Raw genomic sequence first — 17,889 nt, 5'->3', positions numbered from 1 at the left:
CCGGCAGAACAAGCCGGAGGCCGCCTTGAGGGAGCAGCAGGAGGCGTCGGAGGACGCCGTCATGACCAGGATCGGCCAGGCGGTCATCCTGCTGCACGCCGGGGACCGCGAGGAGGCCCGCAACCGGCTCGGTGAGATCTGGTCCGAGATCGGCGAGGCGGGCGACTCCCTCCACCGGTGCACGCTCGCGCACTACATGGCCGACGCCCAGGACGACCCCGCCGACGAGCTGGCCTGGGACCTGCGGGCCCTGACCGCGGCCGACGGGCTCCGGGACGCCCCCTCGGCGGAGCCGGAGCCGCACCTCGCGATGCGGGTGTTCTACCCGTCCCTGCACCTCAGCCTGGCCGCCGACTACATCAAGCTCCAGCGGCCCGAGGCGGCCCGGGTGCACCTGGCGCGGGCCCGGGCGGCCACCGGGGCACTGTCCGACGACGGGTACGGGAACGGCGTACGGGCCGCCATCGCCCGGCTGGAGCGGCGCCTGGCCACGGAACCGGGCGGGGGCCCCCGGCCGTTCCCCGAGCAGTCCCCGTAGGGCCCCTCAAGGGCTCCCTAGGGCTCCCGGGGGTCTCCAGGGGGCGGCTCCGGGCTCCGGTCAGCCGTCGCGGACGCCCGCGCAGATACGGGCCTCCGGGCTGTCCGGGTGCCAGCGCCCGTGCCGCCGCCCCAGCGCACACACATCTGCGGGGCGCACGGGCAGCTGCCGCATCAGCTCGCGCGGCGCCTCCGCGTCGGACCGGGGACGGTGCGGCCGGCCGCCCCGGTGCTCCACCGTGAGCCCCGAGGGCTCCGCCGCTCCGGCGGCCTCGGGAACCCGCGGTGCGGCCTCGGCGGGCCGGACCGCGGCACCGCGCGGAGTGTGCCCGGAGACCGGGGCAGCGGGGGCGGAGGGCGCCTGCCGGGCGGGCCGCTCCGGCGCCGCCTCCAGTGCCTCCAGGGCGGGCGCCCGGACGACCACCGGCAGGCTTCCCGGTCCGCCGCGCGGCTCGTGCTGCGGCGGCGCCCCGGAGGAGGGGGCGGCCGCGGGGTGCGCGGGGCCGGGGCTCACATTCACACAACCGGAGGCGGCCGAGACGGCGCAGGCGACTCCGAGCAGCAGCGTTGTCGTGGTTCGGGTTGGATGCACCCACGCAACTCTGCTGCGTGAGCACCCCGTTGCGAAAACCCGCGGCCGATATTCACCCCGCACGGGTGACGCGGAAGACGGTGTCCGGCCGATCGGCCCGGGCCCGGAGGCCCGGGCCCGGAGGCCCGGGCCCGTCCGGCCCGGGCCCGTCCGGCCCGGGCCCGTCCGGCCCCGGACGGGCCCGACAGCCGCCGCTACTCGCCCGTCGCGCCGTCGATCTGCTCGCGCAGCAGGTCGGCGTGGCCGTTGTGGCGCGCGTACTCCTCGATCATGTGGTGGTACACCCAGCGCAGGCTGAACACCTCGCCGCGGTGGTGGCTCGCGGAATCCGACCGGAGGTCCAGCGCCTGGCCCTTCACGGCCTGCCGCGCCAGCTCGATCTCGGTCTGCCACACCTGCTCGGCCCGGGCCCAGGTGGCGGTGGAGGTGAAGTGGAAGTCGCCGTCCGGGTCCTCGCTCGTGCAGTACAGCTCGGGGAGCTCCTCGCCCGCCATGATCTCCCGGAACCAGTACCGCTCCACCTCCGCCAAGTGCCGTACGAGGCCCAGCAGGCTGAGTTCGGAGGGGGCGAGCGGGGCGCTGCGCAGCTGCTCGTCATCGAGCCCCTCGCACTTCCAGGCCAGGGTGGCGCGGTGGTAGTCGAGCCAGCCCTCCAGCATCTCCCGCTCGTCGGCGGTGGTGGAGGGCTCGGTGCGGTGTGATCCGGAACTGGTGGTCATGGGGCCCATCCTCGGCGAACCACGGCCCCGCCACCAGGGATTAAGCTGCGAGCGTCCCACAAGGAACGCATGAGCAAACGCACCAGGAGGCTCCCGGTGAAGGTCGGCTGCATCGGACTCGGCGACATCGCGCAGAAGGCGTACCTGCCCGTCCTCACCACCCGCCCGGGAGTGGAGCTGCACCTGCAGACCCGCACCCCCGCCACCCTGGAGCGGACCGGCGAGTTCCACCACATCCCGGCCGCGCGCCGCCACACCGGTCTCGACGCGCTGCTCGCCGAAGGCCTCGACGCGGCCTTCGTGCACGCACCGACCGCCGTCCACCCCGAGATCGTCACGAAGCTGCTGGAGGCCGGCGTACCGACGTACGTGGACAAGCCGCTCGCCTACGAGCTCGCGGACTCGCGGCGGCTGGTGGAACTGGCCGAGGAGCGCGGGGTGTCGCTGGCCGTCGGCTTCAACCGCCGTCACGCGCCCGGCTACGCGCAGTGCGCCGAGCACCCGCGCGAACTGATCGTCATGCAGAAGAACCGGGTCGGCCTGCCGGAGGACCCGCGCACGCTGGTCCTGGACGACTTCATCCACGTCGTCGACACCCTGCGGTTCCTCCTGCCGGGGGAGGCCGACCACATCGACGTCCGAGCCGTGGTGCGCGAGGGGTTGATGCACCAGGTGGTGCTCCAGATGTCCGGGGACGGTTTCACCGCGCTCGGCATCATGAACCGGCTGTCCGGTTCCACCGAGGAGATCCTGGAGGTCTCCGGCCAGGACACCAAGCGACAGGTGGTCAACCTCGCGGAGATCATCGACCACAAGGGCCAGCCCACCGTGCGGCGGCGCGGGGACTGGGTGCCGGTCGCCCGCCAGCGGGGCATCGAGCAGGTCGTCGACGCCTTCCTGGAGGCCGTCACGACCGGCAAGACCCTCAGCGCCCGGGACGCCCTGCTCACCCACGAACTGTGCGAGCGGGTGGTGCGCTCCGCTCTGGACCAGGCCTCCTGAGCGAACGGGAACCCGCCACCGCGCAGTAGGCGGCCAGGGCCGCCAGGGCCGCGGCCACCGGCCAGTCCCCGAAGCGGACGTACGGGGTCGTGCCGCGGGCCAGCGGGACCTCGTACACGGCCGCGGTACTCGCCGAGGTGGGCAGGGCGGCGCCGATCCGCTCGCCGGAGGGGCCGTGCACCGCGCTGATGCCGGTGAGGGTGGCGTGCACCATCGGGCGGCCGCTCTCGGCGGCCCGGAGGGCGGCCAGCGAGGCGTGCTGCGCCGGGGCCCAGCTGTCCTGGAAGCTGGAGGTCGCCGACTGGGCGACGAGCAGGCCGGCGCCCTGGCGGGTCAGGTGCCGGCCCATGTCGGGGAAGGCCGACTCGAAGCAGACGAGCGGGCCGACGCGCGCGCCCGCGGGCAGGTCCATGACCACGGGTGCGGCGCCGCGCATGCGGTCCTCGCCGGCCGCCTTGCCGACGGAGGTGGCCCAGCCGAGCAGGGCTCGGGCCGGTACGTACTCGCCGAAGGGGACGAGCCGCATCTTGTCGTACCGCTCCCCGATGGGGCCCAGGGGGCCCACGAGCACCGAGCTCTTGTAGATCCCCGGGTGGTCCGAGCGGCGCGCGTCCACGTTCACCAGCAGCGGGGCCCCGACCTCCGCGGACAGCGAGGCCAGCCGCCGGGCCAGGTCCGGGCGCGCGGTCAGGTCCGCGCCGACGCTGCTCTCGCCCCACACGACCAGGTCCACGGCCTGCCCGGTGCCGGTGCCGGCGTCGGTGTCGGTGCCGGCGTCGCTGTCCGTCCCGGCGTCAGCTCCCGCCCCCGCTCCGGCCAGGGCCCGGGTCAGCCACTCCCCGGCGGCGAACCGGCGTTCCACACTGTCCTGGCCCGCCACCGGGCCCGGCTGTACGACGGCCACCCGCAGCCCGCCCGCCACCTCCGGCCGGGGCGCCCACAGCCACACCGCCCCCGTCAGTACCGCGCAGCCCGCCACCCCCGCCACCGCGGGGACCCGCGCCCCCGGCACCGCGACCAGCAGCACCAGCGCGCAGTTCACCGCGACCACCAGCAGGCTCACCAGCCACACGCCGCCCACCGAAGCGAGCCGCAGCGCGGGCGGCACCTGCCACTGGCTCGCCCCCAGCAGCCCCCAGGGCCCGCCCAGCCCCTGCCAGGACCGGGCCAGCTCCGACAGCAGCCAGCCCGCCGGTACGAGGACCAGCGCGGCCGCCGCCCGCCCCGCCGCCGGGACGCCGCCGAGCAACTCCCGCACCAGCAGGGCCCAGGGGATCCAGAGCAGGCCCACCAGGGCGGCCACCGGAATCAGGAACACGTGCAGGCTGGGCAGCAGCCAGTGGTGGACGGCCACGATGAACGCGGCGCCGCCGAGCCAGCCCTCCAGGGCCGCGCGCCGCCCGGTGGCGGCCGACCTCAGCAGCAGCATCCAGGGCACGAGGGCGACGTAGGCGAACCACCAGAGGGCGGGGGCGGGGAAGGCGAGGGCGGGCAGCGCCCCGCAGACGAGGGCGGCCGCGGGGCGCCATCGAGGGGACCATCCGTTGCGAACCGGGACCATGGCACGCCTCCGCTTCCAGTGTGGCAGTGACGGACGGACCGGGCCGACCCGGTCACACCGAGACGTGGCGCCACTTCTCGTGCACGGTGACGCGGGTCAGCCGCCAGCCGTCGGGGGTGCGCGCGAGGAGGAAGGCGTAGCGGCCGGCGGCGACGAAATTGGGCGCGGTCACAGCCCCGGCACCTCCGGCGTCCTGCGGGCGGGCCTCCTCCGGTCCGGCCAGCCGCATCGGATTGAGGAAATCGGCCTGCACCTCGGCGCGGTCGCCGGGCGAACCGCCCAGGTCCTCCAGCCGGATCAGCCGGTTGACGACCAGGTGCTGGCGCACCGGGAACAGCTTCATGGTCTCCGCGAGCCAGTCGGCGACCTCCCCGGCGGGCCCCTCGATCCCGCCCGCCGAGCGGTAGTCGGCCCTGCCCCCCGCGGTGAACAGGGCGCGGTACGCCGCCCAGTCGCCGTCGTCCACGGCCACCGCGTACCCCGTGACCACCTCGTCGACGGCCAGCCGGTCCATTACGGTCGCGAGGTCCACACGCTGCGTCATCGGGTCAGTGTGGGGCTGCGGGAGGCCGACGCCAAGGGGCCGGTCGTGGCGGGCTCGCCGAAAACGCACGGCGGCGGCCCGTCAGTGACCGGAATACGCCTCCCGCTGCCGGACCACGACGAGGAACGCGTCGCTGTCCAGGTCCATCACCACCTCGGCCTGGACGCCCTCCCTCATCCGCTGCGCCGCGTACTCCTCGGCGGGCCAGCTTCCCCTCGGACTTCCGGCCGGAAAACGCTCCAGCACCACTCGACCCATTGGGACACCCCCTGCTGCTTGCCTTCAGGTCTCTCCGGGCACAACGACGCAAAGGCCGCCCGGGAACGTTCCCGGGCGGCCTGCGGTACACGCGAAGCGGTGATGGGGGGCGGTGCGGGGGGTCCCGCTAGGAGCCGGACTCGCCCGCGTGCGGGCTCAGCACGTCCGTGCCGATCAGCACGAACAGCAGGATGCCGAGGAGGATCCGGTAGATCACGAACGGCATGAAGCTCTTGGTCGTGATGAACTTCATGAACCACGCGATCACGGCGTAGCCCACGAAGAAGGCGATGACCGTCGCGAAGATCGTCGGACCCCAGGAGATGTGGCCCGGGTTCTCGACCACGTCCTTGATCTCGAAGGCGCCCGAGGCCAGCACGGCCGGGATGGCGAGGAGGAAGGAGTAGCGCGCCGCGGCCTCACGGGTGAAGCCCAGCAGCAGGCCGCCGGAGATCGTCGCACCGGACCGGGAGACGCCCGGGATCAGGGCCATCGCCTGGCAGAGACCGAAGATCAGACCGTCCTTGACGCCCAGCTCGCCCAGCGTCTTGCGCTCGCGGATCGCCCGGTGCCGGCCGCCCTCCTCGTCGCGGGCCGCCAGCCGGTCGGCGATGCCGAGGACGATGCCCATCACGATGAGGGTGGTGGCCGTCAGCCGCAGGTCACGGGCCGGGCCCACGATCGCGTCCTTGAACACGAGGCCGAGGACACCGATCGGGATCGACCCGACGATCACCAGCCAGCCCATCTTCGCGTCCTGCTCGGAACGCAGCGACCTGGTGTACAGGGACCGGAACCAGGTGGAGACGATCCGCGCGATGTCCTTGCGGAAGTAGATCAGCACCGCAGCCTCGGTGCCGATCTGGGTGATGGCGGTGAAGGCCGCTCCGGGATCGTGCCAGCCGGCGAACGCCGCGGTCAGCCGCAGGTGGGCGCTGGAGGAAATCGGGAGGAACTCCGTAAGCCCCTGGACGAGACCGAGGATTAGGGATTCGAACCAGCTCATGTCGGGGTGCGCTCGTCCTTGTGATCGTCGGGCAGTTCGCGTCCGATGCTAGGGCCCGTGCGAGGTGCCGCTGACCACAGGGGGGTGCTGGGGCATCAGTTCGTACGCCGTGACGGGCGTTCGAGGCGGTGCCAGGCGGTGCCGTTTGCGCCAGGCGACGGCTCCGCCGACCGCCATGGAGACGGCGATGAACCCGAACGCGGCCAGGAAGGCGGGCGATCCGGGGGAGGAGGAGCTGGCCCCCGCGATCACGTAGGCCGCGGTGTTCGGGATGACGCCCAGCCCGGTGGCGAGCAAGAAAGGGGACCAGCCGCAGCGCGACACGGCCGCGCAGTAGTTGGCCACCACGAACGGCACCCCGGGGAAGAGCCGCGCCGCGAGCATCGAGCGGAAGCCGTGCCGGCTGAGCTGGCCGTCGGCCGCCGCCAGCCAGCGCCCGCGCAGGAACGGACGCAAAGCCTCCTGGCCCATGACCCGGCCCAGGCCGAAGGTGATGCCCGCGCCCAGTACCGAGCCGCCGACCGCTGCCACCAGGCCGAACTGTGTCCCGAAGAGGGCACCCGCCGCCAGGTTCAGCAGGGGGCGCGGCACGAAGGCCGCCGTGCACACCCCGTACGCGGCCGCGAACAGCACCACCGCCGCACCGACCGGCAGCCCCGCCGGCCAGCCCTCCGAGAGGATGCGCTGGGGCTCGAACAGCAGCACGCACACCCCGGCCGCGACCAGCAGCACGACGAGCAGCGACAGCCGGGCGCGCGGCGCGAGGAGGAGGGACATTCCGGGAGGGTAACCGAGGTGTGCGGCGGCGCGCCGTAATCTGGGCCTCACCCGGGAGAACCCGGGGCGACGCCCTGGTCCGCGAGCGGTGACCGGCGTCACCCCCGCCCCACCCCCCGCTCGAACCGCCCGCTGCCACCGCGCGCGGCAGCGCGGTGCGCAAGGACCGCCGGGCGAACGGAAATTCGGTCGACGCGTCACGGGCGGTCCGGCAGGATCAGGGGCATGTCCCGGTACGCCTTCCTCGCAGCGCCGTCCGCAGTCGCGGACGCGCCGAAGGCTGCCGCATTCGCGGGCGCACCCGCCTTCGCCGCATTCGACGGCGCACGAAGCTGACCCTTCCCGGATCGTCCGGCGGACCCCGCAGGGGGAGGGTCGGTTCGGTTCAGGGGTCCCGTTCCAGCTTCGAGCTACGGGAAATCATCATGGCCAAGACGGCCTTCGTGCGGACCAAGCCGCACCTCAACATCGGCACCATGGGTCACGTCGACCACGGCAAGACCACCCTCACCGCCGCCATCACCAAGGTCCTCGCCGAGCGCGGCGGCGCCTCCTTCGTGCCGTTCGACCGGATCGACCGGGCCCCCGAGGAGGCCCGGCGCGGAATCACCATCAACCTCACGCACGTCGAGTACGAGACCGACACCCGGCACTACGCCCACGTGGACATGCCCGGTCACGCGGACTACGTCAAGAACATGGTCACCGGCGCCGCGCAGCTCGACGGGGCGATCCTCGTCGTCTCCGCGCTCGACGGGGTCATGCCACAAACGGCCGAGCACGTGCTCCTCGCCCGGCAGGTCGGCGTCAACCACATCGTGGTGGCGCTCAACAAGGCCGACGCGGGCGACCCCGAGCTGACCGACCTGGTCGAGCTGGAGGTCCGCGAGCTGCTCAGCGCGCACGGGTACGGCGGGGACACCGCGCCGGTCGTACGGGTCTCCGGGCTCGGGGCGCTGGAGGGCGACCCGCGGTGGACCGGCGCGGTCGAGGCGCTGCTGGACGCGGTGGACACGTACGTGCCGATGCCGGTGCGGTACACGGACGCGCCGTTCCTGCTCCCGGTGGAGAACGTGCTGACCATCACCGGGCGCGGGACCGTCGTGACCGGCGCCGTCGAGCGGGGCGGCGTACGCATCGGCGACCGCGTCGCGGTCCTCGGCGGCGACGGCGAGCCGGTCGAGACGGTCGTCACCGGGCTGGAGACCTTCGGGAAGCCGATGGAGTCCGCCGAGGCCGGGGACAACGTCGCGCTGCTGCTGCGCGGGGTCCCGCGCGACGGCGTGCGCCGCGGGCACGTGGTGGCCGCGCCCGGCAGCGTGACGCCCACGCGGCGCTTCACCGCGCAGGTGTACGTGCTCTCCGGGCGAGAGGGCGGCCGTACGACGCCGGTCGCCACCGGCTACCGGCCGCAGTTCTACATCCGCACCGCCGACGTGGTGGGGGACGTGGACCTGGGGGAGGCCGGGGTGGCCCGGCCGGGGGAGACGGTCACGATGACCGTCGAGCTCGGCCGGGACGTGCCCCTGGAGGCCGGGCTCGGCTTCGCGATCCGTGAGGGCGGGCGGACCGTCGGCGCAGGCACGGTGACCACCGTGCTCGGCTGATCCGGTCCCTCGTCGGGGCCCCCGATCGGGCCCCTGTGTGGTGACGGCGGCCGGGCTGCGTCAGACTGCCGTCACCACGGGCGAACGCGGAGGGCGGCTGAGATGAGCGGCGACACGGCACTGGTGCTGGGCGGCGGCGGGCTGACCGGCATCGGCTGGGAGTGCGGGATCCTCTACGGACTCGCCCGCGCGGGCGTCGACCTGGCCGCCGCCGACCTCGTCGTCGGCACCTCCGCCGGTTCGGTGGTCGGCGCCCAGCTGACCTCCGGGCTGCTCACCCCGCAGGAGCTGTACGAGCGCCAGCTCGGCGACGCCGCCGGGGAGAGCGCGGCGCGGCTCGGGGCCGGGCTGCTGGCGCGGTACGCCCTCGCCATGGTCCGCTCGCGGGACCCGAAGGCCTACCGGCAGCGGGTCGGCGCCATGGCCCTGGCCGCCCGCACCGCCGAGGAGGCGGAGCGGCGCCTGGTGCTGGAGGCCCGGCTCGTCTCGCACCAGTGGCCGGAGCGGCGGCTCGTCGTCACCGCGGTCGACGCGCACACCGGCGAGCCGGCCGACTTCGACCGGGAGAGCGGGGCCGGGCTGGTCGACGCGGTGTCCGCGAGCTGCGCGGTGCCCGGGGTGTGGCCGCCGGTCACGGTCGGCGGGCGCCGGTTCATCGACGGAGGCGTCCGCTCCGCGACCAATGCCGACCTGGCCGCCGGCTACGCCCGCGTGGTGATCCTCGCCCCGCTCGCCCTCGGCTCCGGGCTCGTCCCCTCGCCCGCCGCGCAGGCCGCCCGGCTGCGCCAGGCGGGGGCGCGGGTGCTGGTGATCACCCCGTCGGCGGCGGCGCGCAAGGCGTTCGGCCGCAACGTGCTGGACCCTGCCCGCCGGGATCCGGCCGCGCGGGCGGGCCTGGCGCAGGCGGCCGCTCACGCCGCCGAGGCGGCCGCCGTCTGGTCGGGCTGAGAACGGCCCGACAATGGTGGGGTGAGCGACGAACAGATCCCGGTGATCCGGGACGTGGGCCAGGGCACCGCCAAGCTGATGCCGGACGTGGACCGGGACCGGGCCTGGCTGCTGACCGTGGACGGCGCTCCGCAGTCGTACGTGGACCTGGACGAGCCGGAACACCTGGAGTTCGAGTACGTACGCCGCCTCGCGCACGTCCTGGACTGCGCGGCGGGACCGGGGCGCGCGCTGGACCTGCTGCACCTGGGCGGCGGCGCGCTGACCCTGCCGCGCTACGCGGCGGCGACCCGGCCGGGCTCCCGCCAGACGGTCGTCGAATTCGACGCCGCCCTGGTCGAGCTGGTCGCCGAGCACCTGCCGCTGCCCGAGGGCTCCGGGGTCACGGTGCACACCGCCGATGCCCGGGCCTGGCTGGAGGCGGCGCCCGCGCGGAGCGCGGACGTGGTGGTGGCCGACGTGTTCGGCGGCTCACGGGTGCCCGCGCAGCTGACCTCGGTGGAGTACGCGCGCCAGGCGGCGCGGGTCCTGCGGCCCGGCGGGCTGTACGCGGCGAACCTGGCCGACGGGGCCCCCTTCGCCTTCCTGCGCTCGCAGCTGGCCAACTTCGGGGCGGTGTTCACGGAACTCGCTCTCATCGCCGAGCCGTCTGTACTGCGGGGGCGCCGCTTCGGCAACGCGGTCCTGCTGGCCTCGGACGCACCGCTGGAGGTGGCCGCTCTGGCCCGGCGGTGCGCCGCCGACGCGTTCGCGGCCCGGGTGGAGTCCGGGGACCCGCTGGCCCGGTTCATGCGGGGCGCCGTGCCCGTGGCCGACGCCGACGCCGCGCCCTCCCCGGCGCCGCCGCAGGGCGCGTTCAGCCTGGGGTGACACGCTCCGGGGAGCGGGGGCCCGCCACGAAGACGGGGCCGGGAATCCCAATGGATTTCCGGCCCCGGTCCCGGGATGCGGTGGAGATCAGCTGCCGGTGAGGCGGACCGAGCTCGCGATCTTGTCGTAGGTCTCCTGGGTGACCTCACCCTGGACGCCGACCCGGCTGTGGAGGATCCAGCTGGAGAAGTCGCCGTTGGTGGTCCTGAAGCTGAAGGCCATGGCCCGGCCGTCGGAGGAGCACTTGTTCTCCTTCGGCAGGCCGGAGGCCGTCGCCGTGGCCACGTGCCCCTTGAGGCCCGAGGAGGAGGTGAACTCCTTGGCCTCGGAGACCTTGATGCTCTCCTTCGGAGCCTTCTGCGCGTAGGCGCCGACGACCCAGCTGGCGGCCGCGTTACGCGAGGCCTCGCCCGTGTCCTTGGCGCCCTGGGCACCCTTGGTGCCGGTGCCCGCCAGGCCGTAGGTCTCCTCGCTGCCGTTCTTGTCGGAGTCGAACTTGCACCAGTCCTCCTTGAAGTAGGCCGGTGCGGACATGCTGACGAACGGGCTGCCGTCGTTCTTGGTCTCGTCCGAGAAGCCGGTGATGACGCCCGAGCCGGCGACGTTCCACTCCGGCGGAACGTCGAACGCGGTGCCGTACTTGGGGTTGATGACCACCTTCCAGCCCGGGATCACGGGCTTGATGTCCTCGCCGGCGCGCGGGTTCGCGGCGCTGCCCGACGGGGCGGGCGCCGAGGAGGCGGGCGGAGCGGAGGAGGCGGGCGGCTTGTCGTTCGCCTCGGTGTTCTTCGTGTCGTCCCGGGTCAGCACGAAGGCCCCGGTGGCGGCGGCCGTCACGACGACCGCCGAAGCCGCCACGATGGCCACGGTCTTGGTCGAGAACGGGCTCCCGCCACCGCCCTGGGGCGGCTGGAGCTGCTGGGGCTGGCCCCAGGGCTGGACGGGAGGAACGCTCGGGGGCTGCTGGTACCCCGGCTGCTGGGGGTACCCGTAACCGGGCTGCTGCTCGCCGTATCCCGTCTGCTGCTGGTACGGGTTCGGCTGCCCCGGCTGTCCCGGCTGCTGCTGGTACGGGTTCTGTTGCGCGTCCTGGGGGTTGTTCTCGCCCCCGGGCGGCTGCTGCTGTCCTGGCCACATGGCCGGTAACGATAGTGGGCGAGGGCCCCGGGAGCCACGGCCGCCCCCGGCAGGGCTCTGGCCAAGGGTATGTACTCACGGGTAACATCGCGCGTCATGAGCGCAGACCAGATGAACGTGGGCGAACTGCTCGCCGCGACCGTGCCGATGGCCCGGACCCTGAACCTCCAGTTCCTGGAGACCACCCCCGAGCGCGCGGTCGTCCGGCTGCCGGACCAGCCCGACTTCCACAACCACGTCGGCGGCCCGCACGCCGGCGCGATGTTCACCCTCGCCGAGTCCGCGAGCGGCGCGATCGTCCTCGCCGCCTTCGGCGACCAGCTCTCGCGCGCCGTACCCCTGGCCGTGAAGGCCGAGATCGGCTACAAGAAGCTGGCCAAGGGCGTCGTGACCGCCACCGCCACCCTCGGCCGCCCGGCGGCGGAGGTCGTGGCCGAACTCGACGCGGGCGGACGCCCCGAATTCCCGGTCACCATCGCCATCCAGCGCGAGGACGAGGCCGTGACGGGCGAGATGACCGTCGTCTGGACCCTGCGCCCCAACGCGTAGCCGCCGGCCCGCGGGCGAGCGCGGAGACCGAGGTGGCCGAGGCCCCCGCCCCCGAGGGGCGGGGGCCTCGCCGTCGTCCCGGAGCCCAGCACGCGGCCCGGCGGGCCCGGAGACGCTCGGTCCCGCGCGCGGCCGGCGGGGACGCAACGGCGGAATACCTGTGACCGGTTCGTGTGGGCCGATAGAGTCCCCGGACGACGATGGAGGGGGTACCCGTGGCCAAAATCAACATCAGCCTCGACGCCGAGCTCGTGGTCGAGGTCATGGTCCTCGCCGGGGTCGGCTCGCCGCAGGACGCGGTGGAGGCCGTCGTACGGGACTACATCGCGCGCGGCCACCGCACGGAGGCGCGGGTCCAGCGCCAGGACGAGGCCCGCCGCGACGCCGACAGCGTGCCGCCCCCGCCGCAGGGCTGAACCTCGGCGCCCCGGTGGCGCGTCTGAACGGGCCCCGCAGGCCCCGCGGCGCACAGTGGGCGGGGGAGCGGGCCGGCGCGGGCCCGCTCCCGCCGGCCCACACCGCAGGGAGCGCCCATGAGCCAGGCCGTGTCCAGACGTACGGCGATGCGGCTGCTCGGAGCGGTGGGCGCGGCCCTCGGCACGGGCGGCTGCGTGGCCACCGTGCCGCCGGACGCGGCGCTGCGCGGGGCCTCGGCCGGGACCCCGGAGGCGCCCCCGCCCGCCGCCGGTCCCGGCAGCGCGGCCCGGGTCGACGCCCTGCTGGAGCGGCTCACCCTGGAGGAGAAGACCGCCCTGCTCCACGGCGCCCAGGACCCGGCCCCGCTCGGCCAGGCCGGCTACCTGCCCGGCGTACCGCGGCTCGGCATCCCGGCGCTGCGGCTCGCCGACGGGCCCGCCGGAGTACGGGTCGCGGCAGCCGCCACCGCCCTGCCCGCGCCCGTCCTGCTCGCCTCCGCCTTCGACCCGGCGCTGGCCCGCGAGTACGGCCGGGTCATCGGCCGCGAGGGCCGCGCACTGGGCCAGGACATCCTCCTGGCGCCCATGGCGAACCTCATCCGGACCCCGTACGCCGGGCGGAACTTCGAGACCTTCGCCGAGGACCCGCGCCTCACCGCCGACCTCGTCGCCGAGGTGGTCCGCGGCATCCAGGACGAAGGACTCGTCGCCACCGTCAAGCACTACGCCCTCCACAACCAGGAGCAGGGCCGCGACACCGTCGACGTGACTGCCGCCGAACAGACCCTGCGCGAGACCGAGCTGCGGGGCTTCGAGGCCGCCGTGGCCGCCGGAGCGGGCGCGGTGATGGCCGCGTACAACAAGGTCAACGGCGTCCACGCGGGCGAGAGCGAACCGCTGCTGGGCGAAGTGCTGAGGGAGGACTGGGGGTTCGACGGCTGGGTGATGTCCGACCGGGACGCCACCCACAGCACGGTCGCCGCCATCGGCGCCGGCCTCGACATGGAGATGCCCGCCGGCACCCACTTCGGGCGCCCGCTGCGCGAGGCGGTGCGCGGGGGCTCCGTACCCGAGGAGAGCGTCGACCTCGCCGTACGCCGGGTCCTCGGCACCCTGGACCGCTTCGGGCTGCTGGACGCCCGCCCCGCGCGGCGGCCCCCGCGCGACGCCGCCGCGGGGGCCCGGACCGCCCGTACGGTGGCCGCCGCCGGCGCGGTGCTGCTGCGCAACGAGCAGGAGACCCTGCCGCTGACCGGCGCGGCCGCCCGCTCGATCGCCGTCATCGGGCCCACCGGCCAGGTGCCCTTCGTCAGCGGCGGCGGCAGCGCGCACGTGGTCCCGGACGCCGCGGCCGCCCCGCTCGCCGCCATCCGCCGGCGCGCGGGCAACGGTTCCACCGTGCGCTACGCCCTCGGCGAGGACCTGTACGGGCGGCCCCTTCCCGCGCGGCTGCTGACCCCGCCGGCAGCCCTCGACGACCGCAGGGTGGACGCGGGGCGCGGCTGGAGCCACGAGGGGGAGTTCCGCCTCGCGGCGGACGACGAATGGACCCTGCTCGTCCACTACACCGGGCAGCGGCCGGGCGTCCGCCTCGACGGGGAGGAGCTGTTCCCCGTCCGGCAGGGCGTCGCCGAGTACTTCGCGGGCGGACTGCTCGGTACCGCGCCCGACGGGATGACGGTCCGCCGCCGCACCCTCGCGCTCAAGGCGGGCACCCACCGGCTCGCCGTCAACGCGCAGGGCGGAGCCGGGGGCCAGCGCTTCCGGCTGCGGCACACCACCGGCGCGACCCGGGCCGCGGACCTCGCCGAGGCCGTGAACACCGCCAAGGCCGCGCGCAGCGTGGTGCTGTTCGCCTACGAGGACGCCACCGAGGGCCGCGACCGGACCTCCCTCGCCCTGCCGGGCGGACAGGAGCAGCTGATCGAGGCCGTCGCCGCCGTGAACCCCCGCACCACCGTCGTCCTCAACACCTCCTCCAGTACGACCATGCCGTGGCTCTCCCGTACCGGAGCCGTCCTCCAGATGTACTACCCGGGCCAGGAGGGCGCGGGCGCCACCGCCGGGATCCTCTTCGGGGACACGGACCCGGGCGGCCGGCTCACCCAGACGTTCCCGGCCGGCGAACGGGCGACCCCGGTCGGCGGGCAGCCGCTGCGCTACCCGGGCGTGGGCGGCCGGCTGGAGTACGGCGAGGGCGTCCACGTCGGCCACCGCTGGTACGACGCGCAGCAGGTGGCCCCGCTGTTCCCCTTCGGGCACGGGCTCTCGTACACGACCTGGCAGTACGAGAAGCTGACCGTCCGGCCGGGCGGTGCGGGCGTTCCGGGCGGTGCCGGCGGGGAACGCGGCGGGCTGCGCGTGGAGTTCACCGTCCGCAACACCGGCCGCCGCAAGGGCACGGAGGTGGCCCAGGTGTACGTCGGCCCCTCCGCGGAGCTGAAGCTCGACCAGCCCGTGCGCGCGCTGGCCGGCTACCGCAGGCTCACCCTGGCCCCCGGCGAGGCGCAGCGCGTCACCGTCGACGTGGACGCTCGCGCGCTGTCGTCCTGGGACCCGGAGGAACACGCCTGGGTGCTGGGGACCGGCCGCCGGGAGGTGTTCGCGGGCCGTTCCTCGCGTGACCTGCCGCTGAGGTCAAAGGCGGTGGTGAGGAGCCGATAGGCTGCCCGTTCGGCGTGTCACAGGGGGCCCGCCGGGGACGACTCGGGAGGACGTACCGGTGCACATCCAGGAATGGCTGGAGACGATTCCGGCGGTCGCCATCTATCTCCTGGTGGGGCTGGTGATCGGGCTGGAGAGCCTGGGCATCCCGCTGCCCGGAGAGATCATCCTGGTGAGCTCGGCGCTGCTGGCCTCGCAGCACGGGGAGATCGACCCCGTGGTCCTCGGGATCTGCGCGATCACCGGGGCGATCGTGGGCGACTCGATCGGTTACGCGATCGGGCGCCGGGGCGGCAAACCGCTGCTGGAACGGCTCGGGCGGCGCTTCCCCAAGCACTTCGGGCCGGAGCACGTGGCCATGGCGGAGCGCTCCTTCGACAAGTGGGGCATGTGGGCCGTCTTCTTCGGCCGGTTCGTGGCGCTGCTGCGGATCTTCGCCGGACCGCTGGCGGGCGTGCTGCACATGCCGTACTGGCGGTTCCTGATCGCGAACGTCTTCGGCGGCATCCTCTGGGCCGGCGGCACCACGGCCGTCATCTACTCGGTCGGCGTCGTCGCGGAGCCGTGGCTGAAGCGGTTCTCCTGGATGGCGCTGCTGCTGGCCGTGCTGATCGGCATCACGGTGACGCTGGTGGTGCGCACCCGGATGAAGAAGGCGGCCGAGGCGGTCCGTACGGAGACGGCGGACGCGGCACCGGACTCCGGGGCGGCGCTCCCGGAGCCCGCCGCGTCGGCCCGCTCCGGCGGTTGACGGAGCTGAGCTGATACGGGGCCTACGCCTCCGCAGTGACGGCGGCGCTGTGCTGCTTGGCCAGCTCCACGTACATCGCGGCGTTCACCTTGATGCCCTCGCGCTCCTCCTCGGTCAGCGGGCGGCGCACCTTCGCCGGGACCCCCGCGACCAGTGAGCCGGGCGGGACCACCATGCCCTGCGGGACCAGCGCCTGCGCGGCCACCAGCGAACCGGCGCCGATCACCGCTCCGTTCAGCACGGTCGCGCCCATGCCGATCAGGCAGTCGTCCTCGACCGTGCAGCCGTGCACGACGGCGTTGTGGCCGATGGAGACCCGCTCGCCGACGGAGACCGGGAAGCCGGGGTCCACGTGGAGCGTGCAGTTGTCCTGCACGTTGCTGTCCGCGCCGAGCGTGATCGGGCCGCAGTCGGCGCGCAGCACCGCCGAGTACCAGATGCTCGCCCCGGCCGCCAGGGTGACGTCGCCGACCACGACGGAGGTGGGCGCCGTGAAGGCCGTGGGGTCGATGGCCGGGGTCTTCCCGCCCACCCCGGCGACGAATGCCGGGGCCGCCTGATGCGTCATGTCTGTTCTTCCTCTGTGCTTCGTCGGTGCTCGCCGTTCGGATGCCGCGCCTACCGGCACCGTAGGGCACGCGGCCCGCGGACCGGGTGATGGGGTGAACATCACAGGATCACCGCCCCGACGTGCGCCGTACGGCGCACTACCGTGGCCGGGTGCCGAAGAACCAGAACACGTTCTCATCTCTGACGGCCCTGCGCCGCAGGTTCGCGAACCGGGCGGTCCACGCCGGCTGGCGCTGGATGCAGCGGGCCGGCGCGGTCACCGCGCAGACCCCGGGGCGGTTGCGCTTCGGCGCGATCGGGCACGGCACCCGGCTCGCCTTCCCCCAGGGCACCGTCTTCGGTGAGCCCTGGATCCGGCTCGGCGACTACTGCATCATCGGCGAGCAGGTCACCCTCACCGCGGGCATGATGCCGGACCTCGACCTCGGCACGGAGCCGATGCTGGTCCTCGGCAACGGGGTCGTGATCGGCCGCGACAGCCACGTCATCGCCGACGCCCGGATCGCCATCGGGGACGACACCTTCTGCGGCCCCGGCGTGTACATCACGTCCACGAACCACAGCTACGACGACCCGCACCAGCCCGTCGGCAAGCAGTGGCCGCGCAGCGAGCCGGTCGAGATCGGCCCGGGCTGCTGGCTGGGCACGGGCGCGGTGATCCTGCCGGGCGCGCGGCTGGGCCGCAACGTCGTGGTGGCCGCGGGGGCCGTCGTACGGGGCGAGGTGCCGGACCACGCGGTGGTCGCGGGCGCCCCGGCGCGGGTCGTCCGGCGCTGGGAGCCCGAGACGGGCTGGCAGCCGCCGCTGCGCACCCCGGCGCCGGTCCCGATCCCGGACGGCATGACCCCCGAGCAGCTGCGGGGCCTGGCGGAGCTGGCCGAGGCCGAGACCGCGTAGGGGGTCTCCCGTCGATCAGACTCCCCTAGAGCGCCGGGATCTCGATCGCCGGGCAGCGGTCCATGACCATGCTCAGCCCCGCCTCGCGGGTGCGCTCGAAGGCGGCCTCGTCGATCACGCCGAGCTGGAACCAGACGGCCTCGGCACCGATGGCCGCCGCCTGGTCGGCGACCGGCCCCGCCAGCTCGCTGTTCACGAAGACGTCCACGACGTCCACCTTGAACGGGATCTCCTCCAGCGAGGCGTACCCGGGCTCCCCGTGCACCGTCTCCGCCTTCGGGTGCACGGGCACCACGCGCTTGCCGAAGTCCTGGAGGACCCGCGCCACCCCGTAGGCCGCCCGGTCCCGGTTGTTGGACAGCCCCACCACGGCCCAGGTGTCGCCCAGTTCGGTGAGGATCTTGCGGATGGTTGCCGGGTCGCCGTACACGTGTGCCGCCTCCTGAGGGTCTGGACCTGCCTGCTCTTCCGCATTCAACCGAAA

The 17,889-nt window shown here is 74.2% G+C and carries 20 protein-coding genes; 10 read left to right on the top strand and 10 right to left on the bottom strand.

Translation table 11 applies throughout. The features are described 5' to 3' along the window. Window positions 1-25 precede the first annotated feature (25 nt). Window positions 26-538, top strand: a complete 513-nt coding sequence (locus AB0D94_RS21680) for a hypothetical protein (protein ID WP_362054438.1) — start codon at window positions 26-28, stop codon at window positions 536-538. 60 nt (window positions 539-598) lie between these two features. Here AB0D94_RS21680 and AB0D94_RS21675 read toward each other — a convergent pair whose 3' ends face one another. Both AB0D94_RS21675 and AB0D94_RS21670 read right to left on the bottom strand, forming a co-directional pair. After that, window positions 599-1,129, bottom strand: a complete 531-nt coding sequence (locus tag AB0D94_RS21675; protein WP_362054330.1) for a hypothetical protein — start codon at window positions 1,127-1,129, stop codon at window positions 599-601. Between the two features lie 194 nt (window positions 1,130-1,323). Then, window positions 1,324-1,848 carry a DinB family protein gene (locus AB0D94_RS21670; protein ID WP_362054327.1) on the bottom strand — a complete coding sequence of 175 codons (525 nt, stop codon included), beginning with the start codon at window positions 1,846-1,848 and terminating at the stop codon, window positions 1,324-1,326. Between the two features lie 96 nt (window positions 1,849-1,944). On the opposite strand from AB0D94_RS21670, the gene AB0D94_RS21665 reads away from it, so the two are divergent. Then, complete coding sequence (locus tag AB0D94_RS21665; protein WP_362054435.1) at window positions 1,945-2,850, top strand: Gfo/Idh/MocA family oxidoreductase; 906 nt, start codon at window positions 1,945-1,947, stop codon at window positions 2,848-2,850. Here AB0D94_RS21665 and lnt read toward each other — a convergent pair. From lnt to AB0D94_RS21640, 5 genes are all read right to left on the bottom strand, one after another. Further along, window positions 2,795-4,411: an apolipoprotein N-acyltransferase gene (lnt, locus tag AB0D94_RS21660; RefSeq protein ID WP_362054324.1), complete on the bottom strand. Its 1,617-nt coding sequence runs from the start codon at window positions 4,409-4,411 to the stop codon at window positions 2,795-2,797. The two genes, AB0D94_RS21665 and lnt, sit on opposite strands and share 56 nt — an antisense overlap. A gap of 52 nt (window positions 4,412-4,463) precedes the next feature. Further along, the gene (locus tag AB0D94_RS21655) at window positions 4,464-4,955 is read right to left on the bottom strand and encodes a nuclear transport factor 2 family protein (RefSeq protein WP_362054321.1); all 492 of its coding nucleotides are present in this window, start codon (window positions 4,953-4,955) and stop codon (window positions 4,464-4,466) included. A gap of 81 nt (window positions 4,956-5,036) precedes the next feature. Further along, window positions 5,037-5,213, bottom strand: a complete 177-nt coding sequence (locus AB0D94_RS21650) for a hypothetical protein (protein WP_362054318.1) — start codon at window positions 5,211-5,213, stop codon at window positions 5,037-5,039. Between the two features lie 127 nt (window positions 5,214-5,340). After that, window positions 5,341-6,219, bottom strand: coding sequence for an undecaprenyl-diphosphate phosphatase (locus AB0D94_RS21645; protein ID WP_362054315.1), 879 nt, complete (start codon window positions 6,217-6,219; stop codon window positions 5,341-5,343). A gap of 48 nt (window positions 6,220-6,267) precedes the next feature. Next, window positions 6,268-6,996, bottom strand: coding sequence for a VTT domain-containing protein (locus tag AB0D94_RS21640; RefSeq protein ID WP_362054312.1), 729 nt, complete (start codon window positions 6,994-6,996; stop codon window positions 6,268-6,270). A 425-nt stretch (window positions 6,997-7,421) separates the two neighbouring features. Between AB0D94_RS21640 and tuf the strand changes: the two genes are divergently transcribed. The 3 genes from tuf (at window position 7,422) to AB0D94_RS21625 (ending at window position 10,421) form a co-directional block, all read left to right on the top strand. Further along, window positions 7,422-8,603, top strand: coding sequence for an elongation factor Tu (gene tuf, locus AB0D94_RS21635; protein WP_362054309.1), 1,182 nt, complete (start codon window positions 7,422-7,424; stop codon window positions 8,601-8,603). 102 nt (window positions 8,604-8,705) lie between these two features. Further along, window positions 8,706-9,551, top strand: a complete 846-nt coding sequence (locus AB0D94_RS21630; protein WP_362054306.1) for a patatin-like phospholipase family protein — start codon at window positions 8,706-8,708, stop codon at window positions 9,549-9,551. 78 nt (window positions 9,552-9,629) lie between these two features. Then, window positions 9,630-10,421 carry a fused MFS/spermidine synthase gene (locus tag AB0D94_RS21625; RefSeq protein WP_362054432.1) on the top strand — a complete coding sequence of 264 codons (792 nt, stop codon included), beginning with the start codon at window positions 9,630-9,632 and terminating at the stop codon, window positions 10,419-10,421. 87 nt (window positions 10,422-10,508) lie between these two features. Here AB0D94_RS21625 and AB0D94_RS21620 read toward each other — a convergent pair whose 3' ends face one another. Beyond that, window positions 10,509-11,558, bottom strand: a complete 1,050-nt coding sequence (locus tag AB0D94_RS21620) for a hypothetical protein (RefSeq protein ID WP_362054303.1) — start codon at window positions 11,556-11,558, stop codon at window positions 10,509-10,511. A 96-nt stretch (window positions 11,559-11,654) separates the two neighbouring features. Between AB0D94_RS21620 and AB0D94_RS21615 the strand changes: the two genes are divergently transcribed. The 4 genes from AB0D94_RS21615 (at window position 11,655) to AB0D94_RS21600 (ending at window position 15,938) form a co-directional block, all read left to right on the top strand. Next, window positions 11,655-12,107 carry a DUF4442 domain-containing protein gene (locus AB0D94_RS21615; protein ID WP_078904414.1) on the top strand — a complete coding sequence of 151 codons (453 nt, stop codon included), beginning with the start codon at window positions 11,655-11,657 and terminating at the stop codon, window positions 12,105-12,107. Window positions 12,108-12,322: 215 nt separating this feature from the next. After that, complete coding sequence (locus tag AB0D94_RS21610) at window positions 12,323-12,523, top strand: type II toxin-antitoxin system VapB family antitoxin (protein WP_362054299.1); 201 nt, start codon at window positions 12,323-12,325, stop codon at window positions 12,521-12,523. Between the two features lie 117 nt (window positions 12,524-12,640). Then, the gene (locus AB0D94_RS21605) at window positions 12,641-15,187 is read left to right on the top strand and encodes a glycoside hydrolase family 3 N-terminal domain-containing protein (protein WP_362054296.1); all 2,547 of its coding nucleotides are present in this window, start codon (window positions 12,641-12,643) and stop codon (window positions 15,185-15,187) included. Window positions 15,188-15,245: 58 nt separating this feature from the next. Beyond that, on the top strand, window positions 15,246-15,938 hold the full coding sequence (locus AB0D94_RS21600; protein WP_362054293.1) for a DedA family protein: 693 nt from the start codon (window positions 15,246-15,248) through the stop codon (window positions 15,936-15,938). A gap of 22 nt (window positions 15,939-15,960) precedes the next feature. On the opposite strand, the gene AB0D94_RS21595 is transcribed toward AB0D94_RS21600, so the two are convergent. Next, on the bottom strand, window positions 15,961-16,506 hold the full coding sequence (locus AB0D94_RS21595; protein ID WP_362054290.1) for a gamma carbonic anhydrase family protein: 546 nt from the start codon (window positions 16,504-16,506) through the stop codon (window positions 15,961-15,963). A 152-nt stretch (window positions 16,507-16,658) separates the two neighbouring features. Between AB0D94_RS21595 and AB0D94_RS21590 the strand changes: the two genes are divergently transcribed. Continuing rightward, complete coding sequence (locus AB0D94_RS21590) at window positions 16,659-17,405, top strand: acyltransferase (protein ID WP_362054287.1); 747 nt, start codon at window positions 16,659-16,661, stop codon at window positions 17,403-17,405. Between the two features lie 25 nt (window positions 17,406-17,430). On the opposite strand, the gene AB0D94_RS21585 is transcribed toward AB0D94_RS21590, so the two are convergent. Then, window positions 17,431-17,835: a CoA-binding protein gene (locus AB0D94_RS21585; protein WP_362054284.1), complete on the bottom strand. Its 405-nt coding sequence runs from the start codon at window positions 17,833-17,835 to the stop codon at window positions 17,431-17,433. Between the last annotated feature and the right edge of the window lie 54 nt (window positions 17,836-17,889).

Origin of the sequence: Streptomyces sp. NPDC048255 (genome assembly GCF_040652415.1) — a bacterium.
Taxonomy (GTDB): domain Bacteria; phylum Actinomycetota; class Actinomycetes; order Streptomycetales; family Streptomycetaceae; genus Streptomyces.
Note: the sequence above shows the minus strand (reverse complement) of the source record. Positions and strands in the feature narration are given on the sequence as shown.

Bases quoted from the DNA above. Each gene is read 5' to 3' on its own strand.
- AB0D94_RS21670 (WP_362054327.1), bottom strand. From the start codon at position 1,848: ATGACCACCAGTTCCGGATCACACCGCACCGAGCCCTCCACCACCGCC.
- lnt (WP_362054324.1), bottom strand. From the start codon at position 4,411: ATGGTCCCGGTTCGCAACGGATGGTCCCCTCGATGGCGCCCCGCGGCC.
- AB0D94_RS21655 (WP_362054321.1), bottom strand. From the start codon at position 4,955: ATGACGCAGCGTGTGGACCTCGCGACCGTAATGGACCGGCTGGCCGTC.
- AB0D94_RS21650 (WP_362054318.1), bottom strand. From the start codon at position 5,213: ATGGGTCGAGTGGTGCTGGAGCGTTTTCCGGCCGGAAGTCCGAGGGGA.
- AB0D94_RS21645 (WP_362054315.1), bottom strand. From the start codon at position 6,219: ATGAGCTGGTTCGAATCCCTAATCCTCGGTCTCGTCCAGGGGCTTACG.
- AB0D94_RS21640 (WP_362054312.1), bottom strand. From the start codon at position 6,996: ATGTCCCTCCTCCTCGCGCCGCGCGCCCGGCTGTCGCTGCTCGTCGTG.
- tuf (WP_362054309.1), top strand. From the start codon at position 7,422: ATGGCCAAGACGGCCTTCGTGCGGACCAAGCCGCACCTCAACATCGGC.
- AB0D94_RS21630 (WP_362054306.1), top strand. From the start codon at position 8,706: ATGAGCGGCGACACGGCACTGGTGCTGGGCGGCGGCGGGCTGACCGGC.
- AB0D94_RS21625 (WP_362054432.1), top strand. From the start codon at position 9,630: ATGCCGGACGTGGACCGGGACCGGGCCTGGCTGCTGACCGTGGACGGC.
- AB0D94_RS21620 (WP_362054303.1), bottom strand. From the start codon at position 11,558: ATGTGGCCAGGACAGCAGCAGCCGCCCGGGGGCGAGAACAACCCCCAG.
- AB0D94_RS21615 (WP_078904414.1), top strand. From the start codon at position 11,655: ATGAGCGCAGACCAGATGAACGTGGGCGAACTGCTCGCCGCGACCGTG.
- AB0D94_RS21605 (WP_362054296.1), top strand. From the start codon at position 12,641: ATGAGCCAGGCCGTGTCCAGACGTACGGCGATGCGGCTGCTCGGAGCG.
- AB0D94_RS21595 (WP_362054290.1), bottom strand. From the start codon at position 16,506: ATGACGCATCAGGCGGCCCCGGCATTCGTCGCCGGGGTGGGCGGGAAG.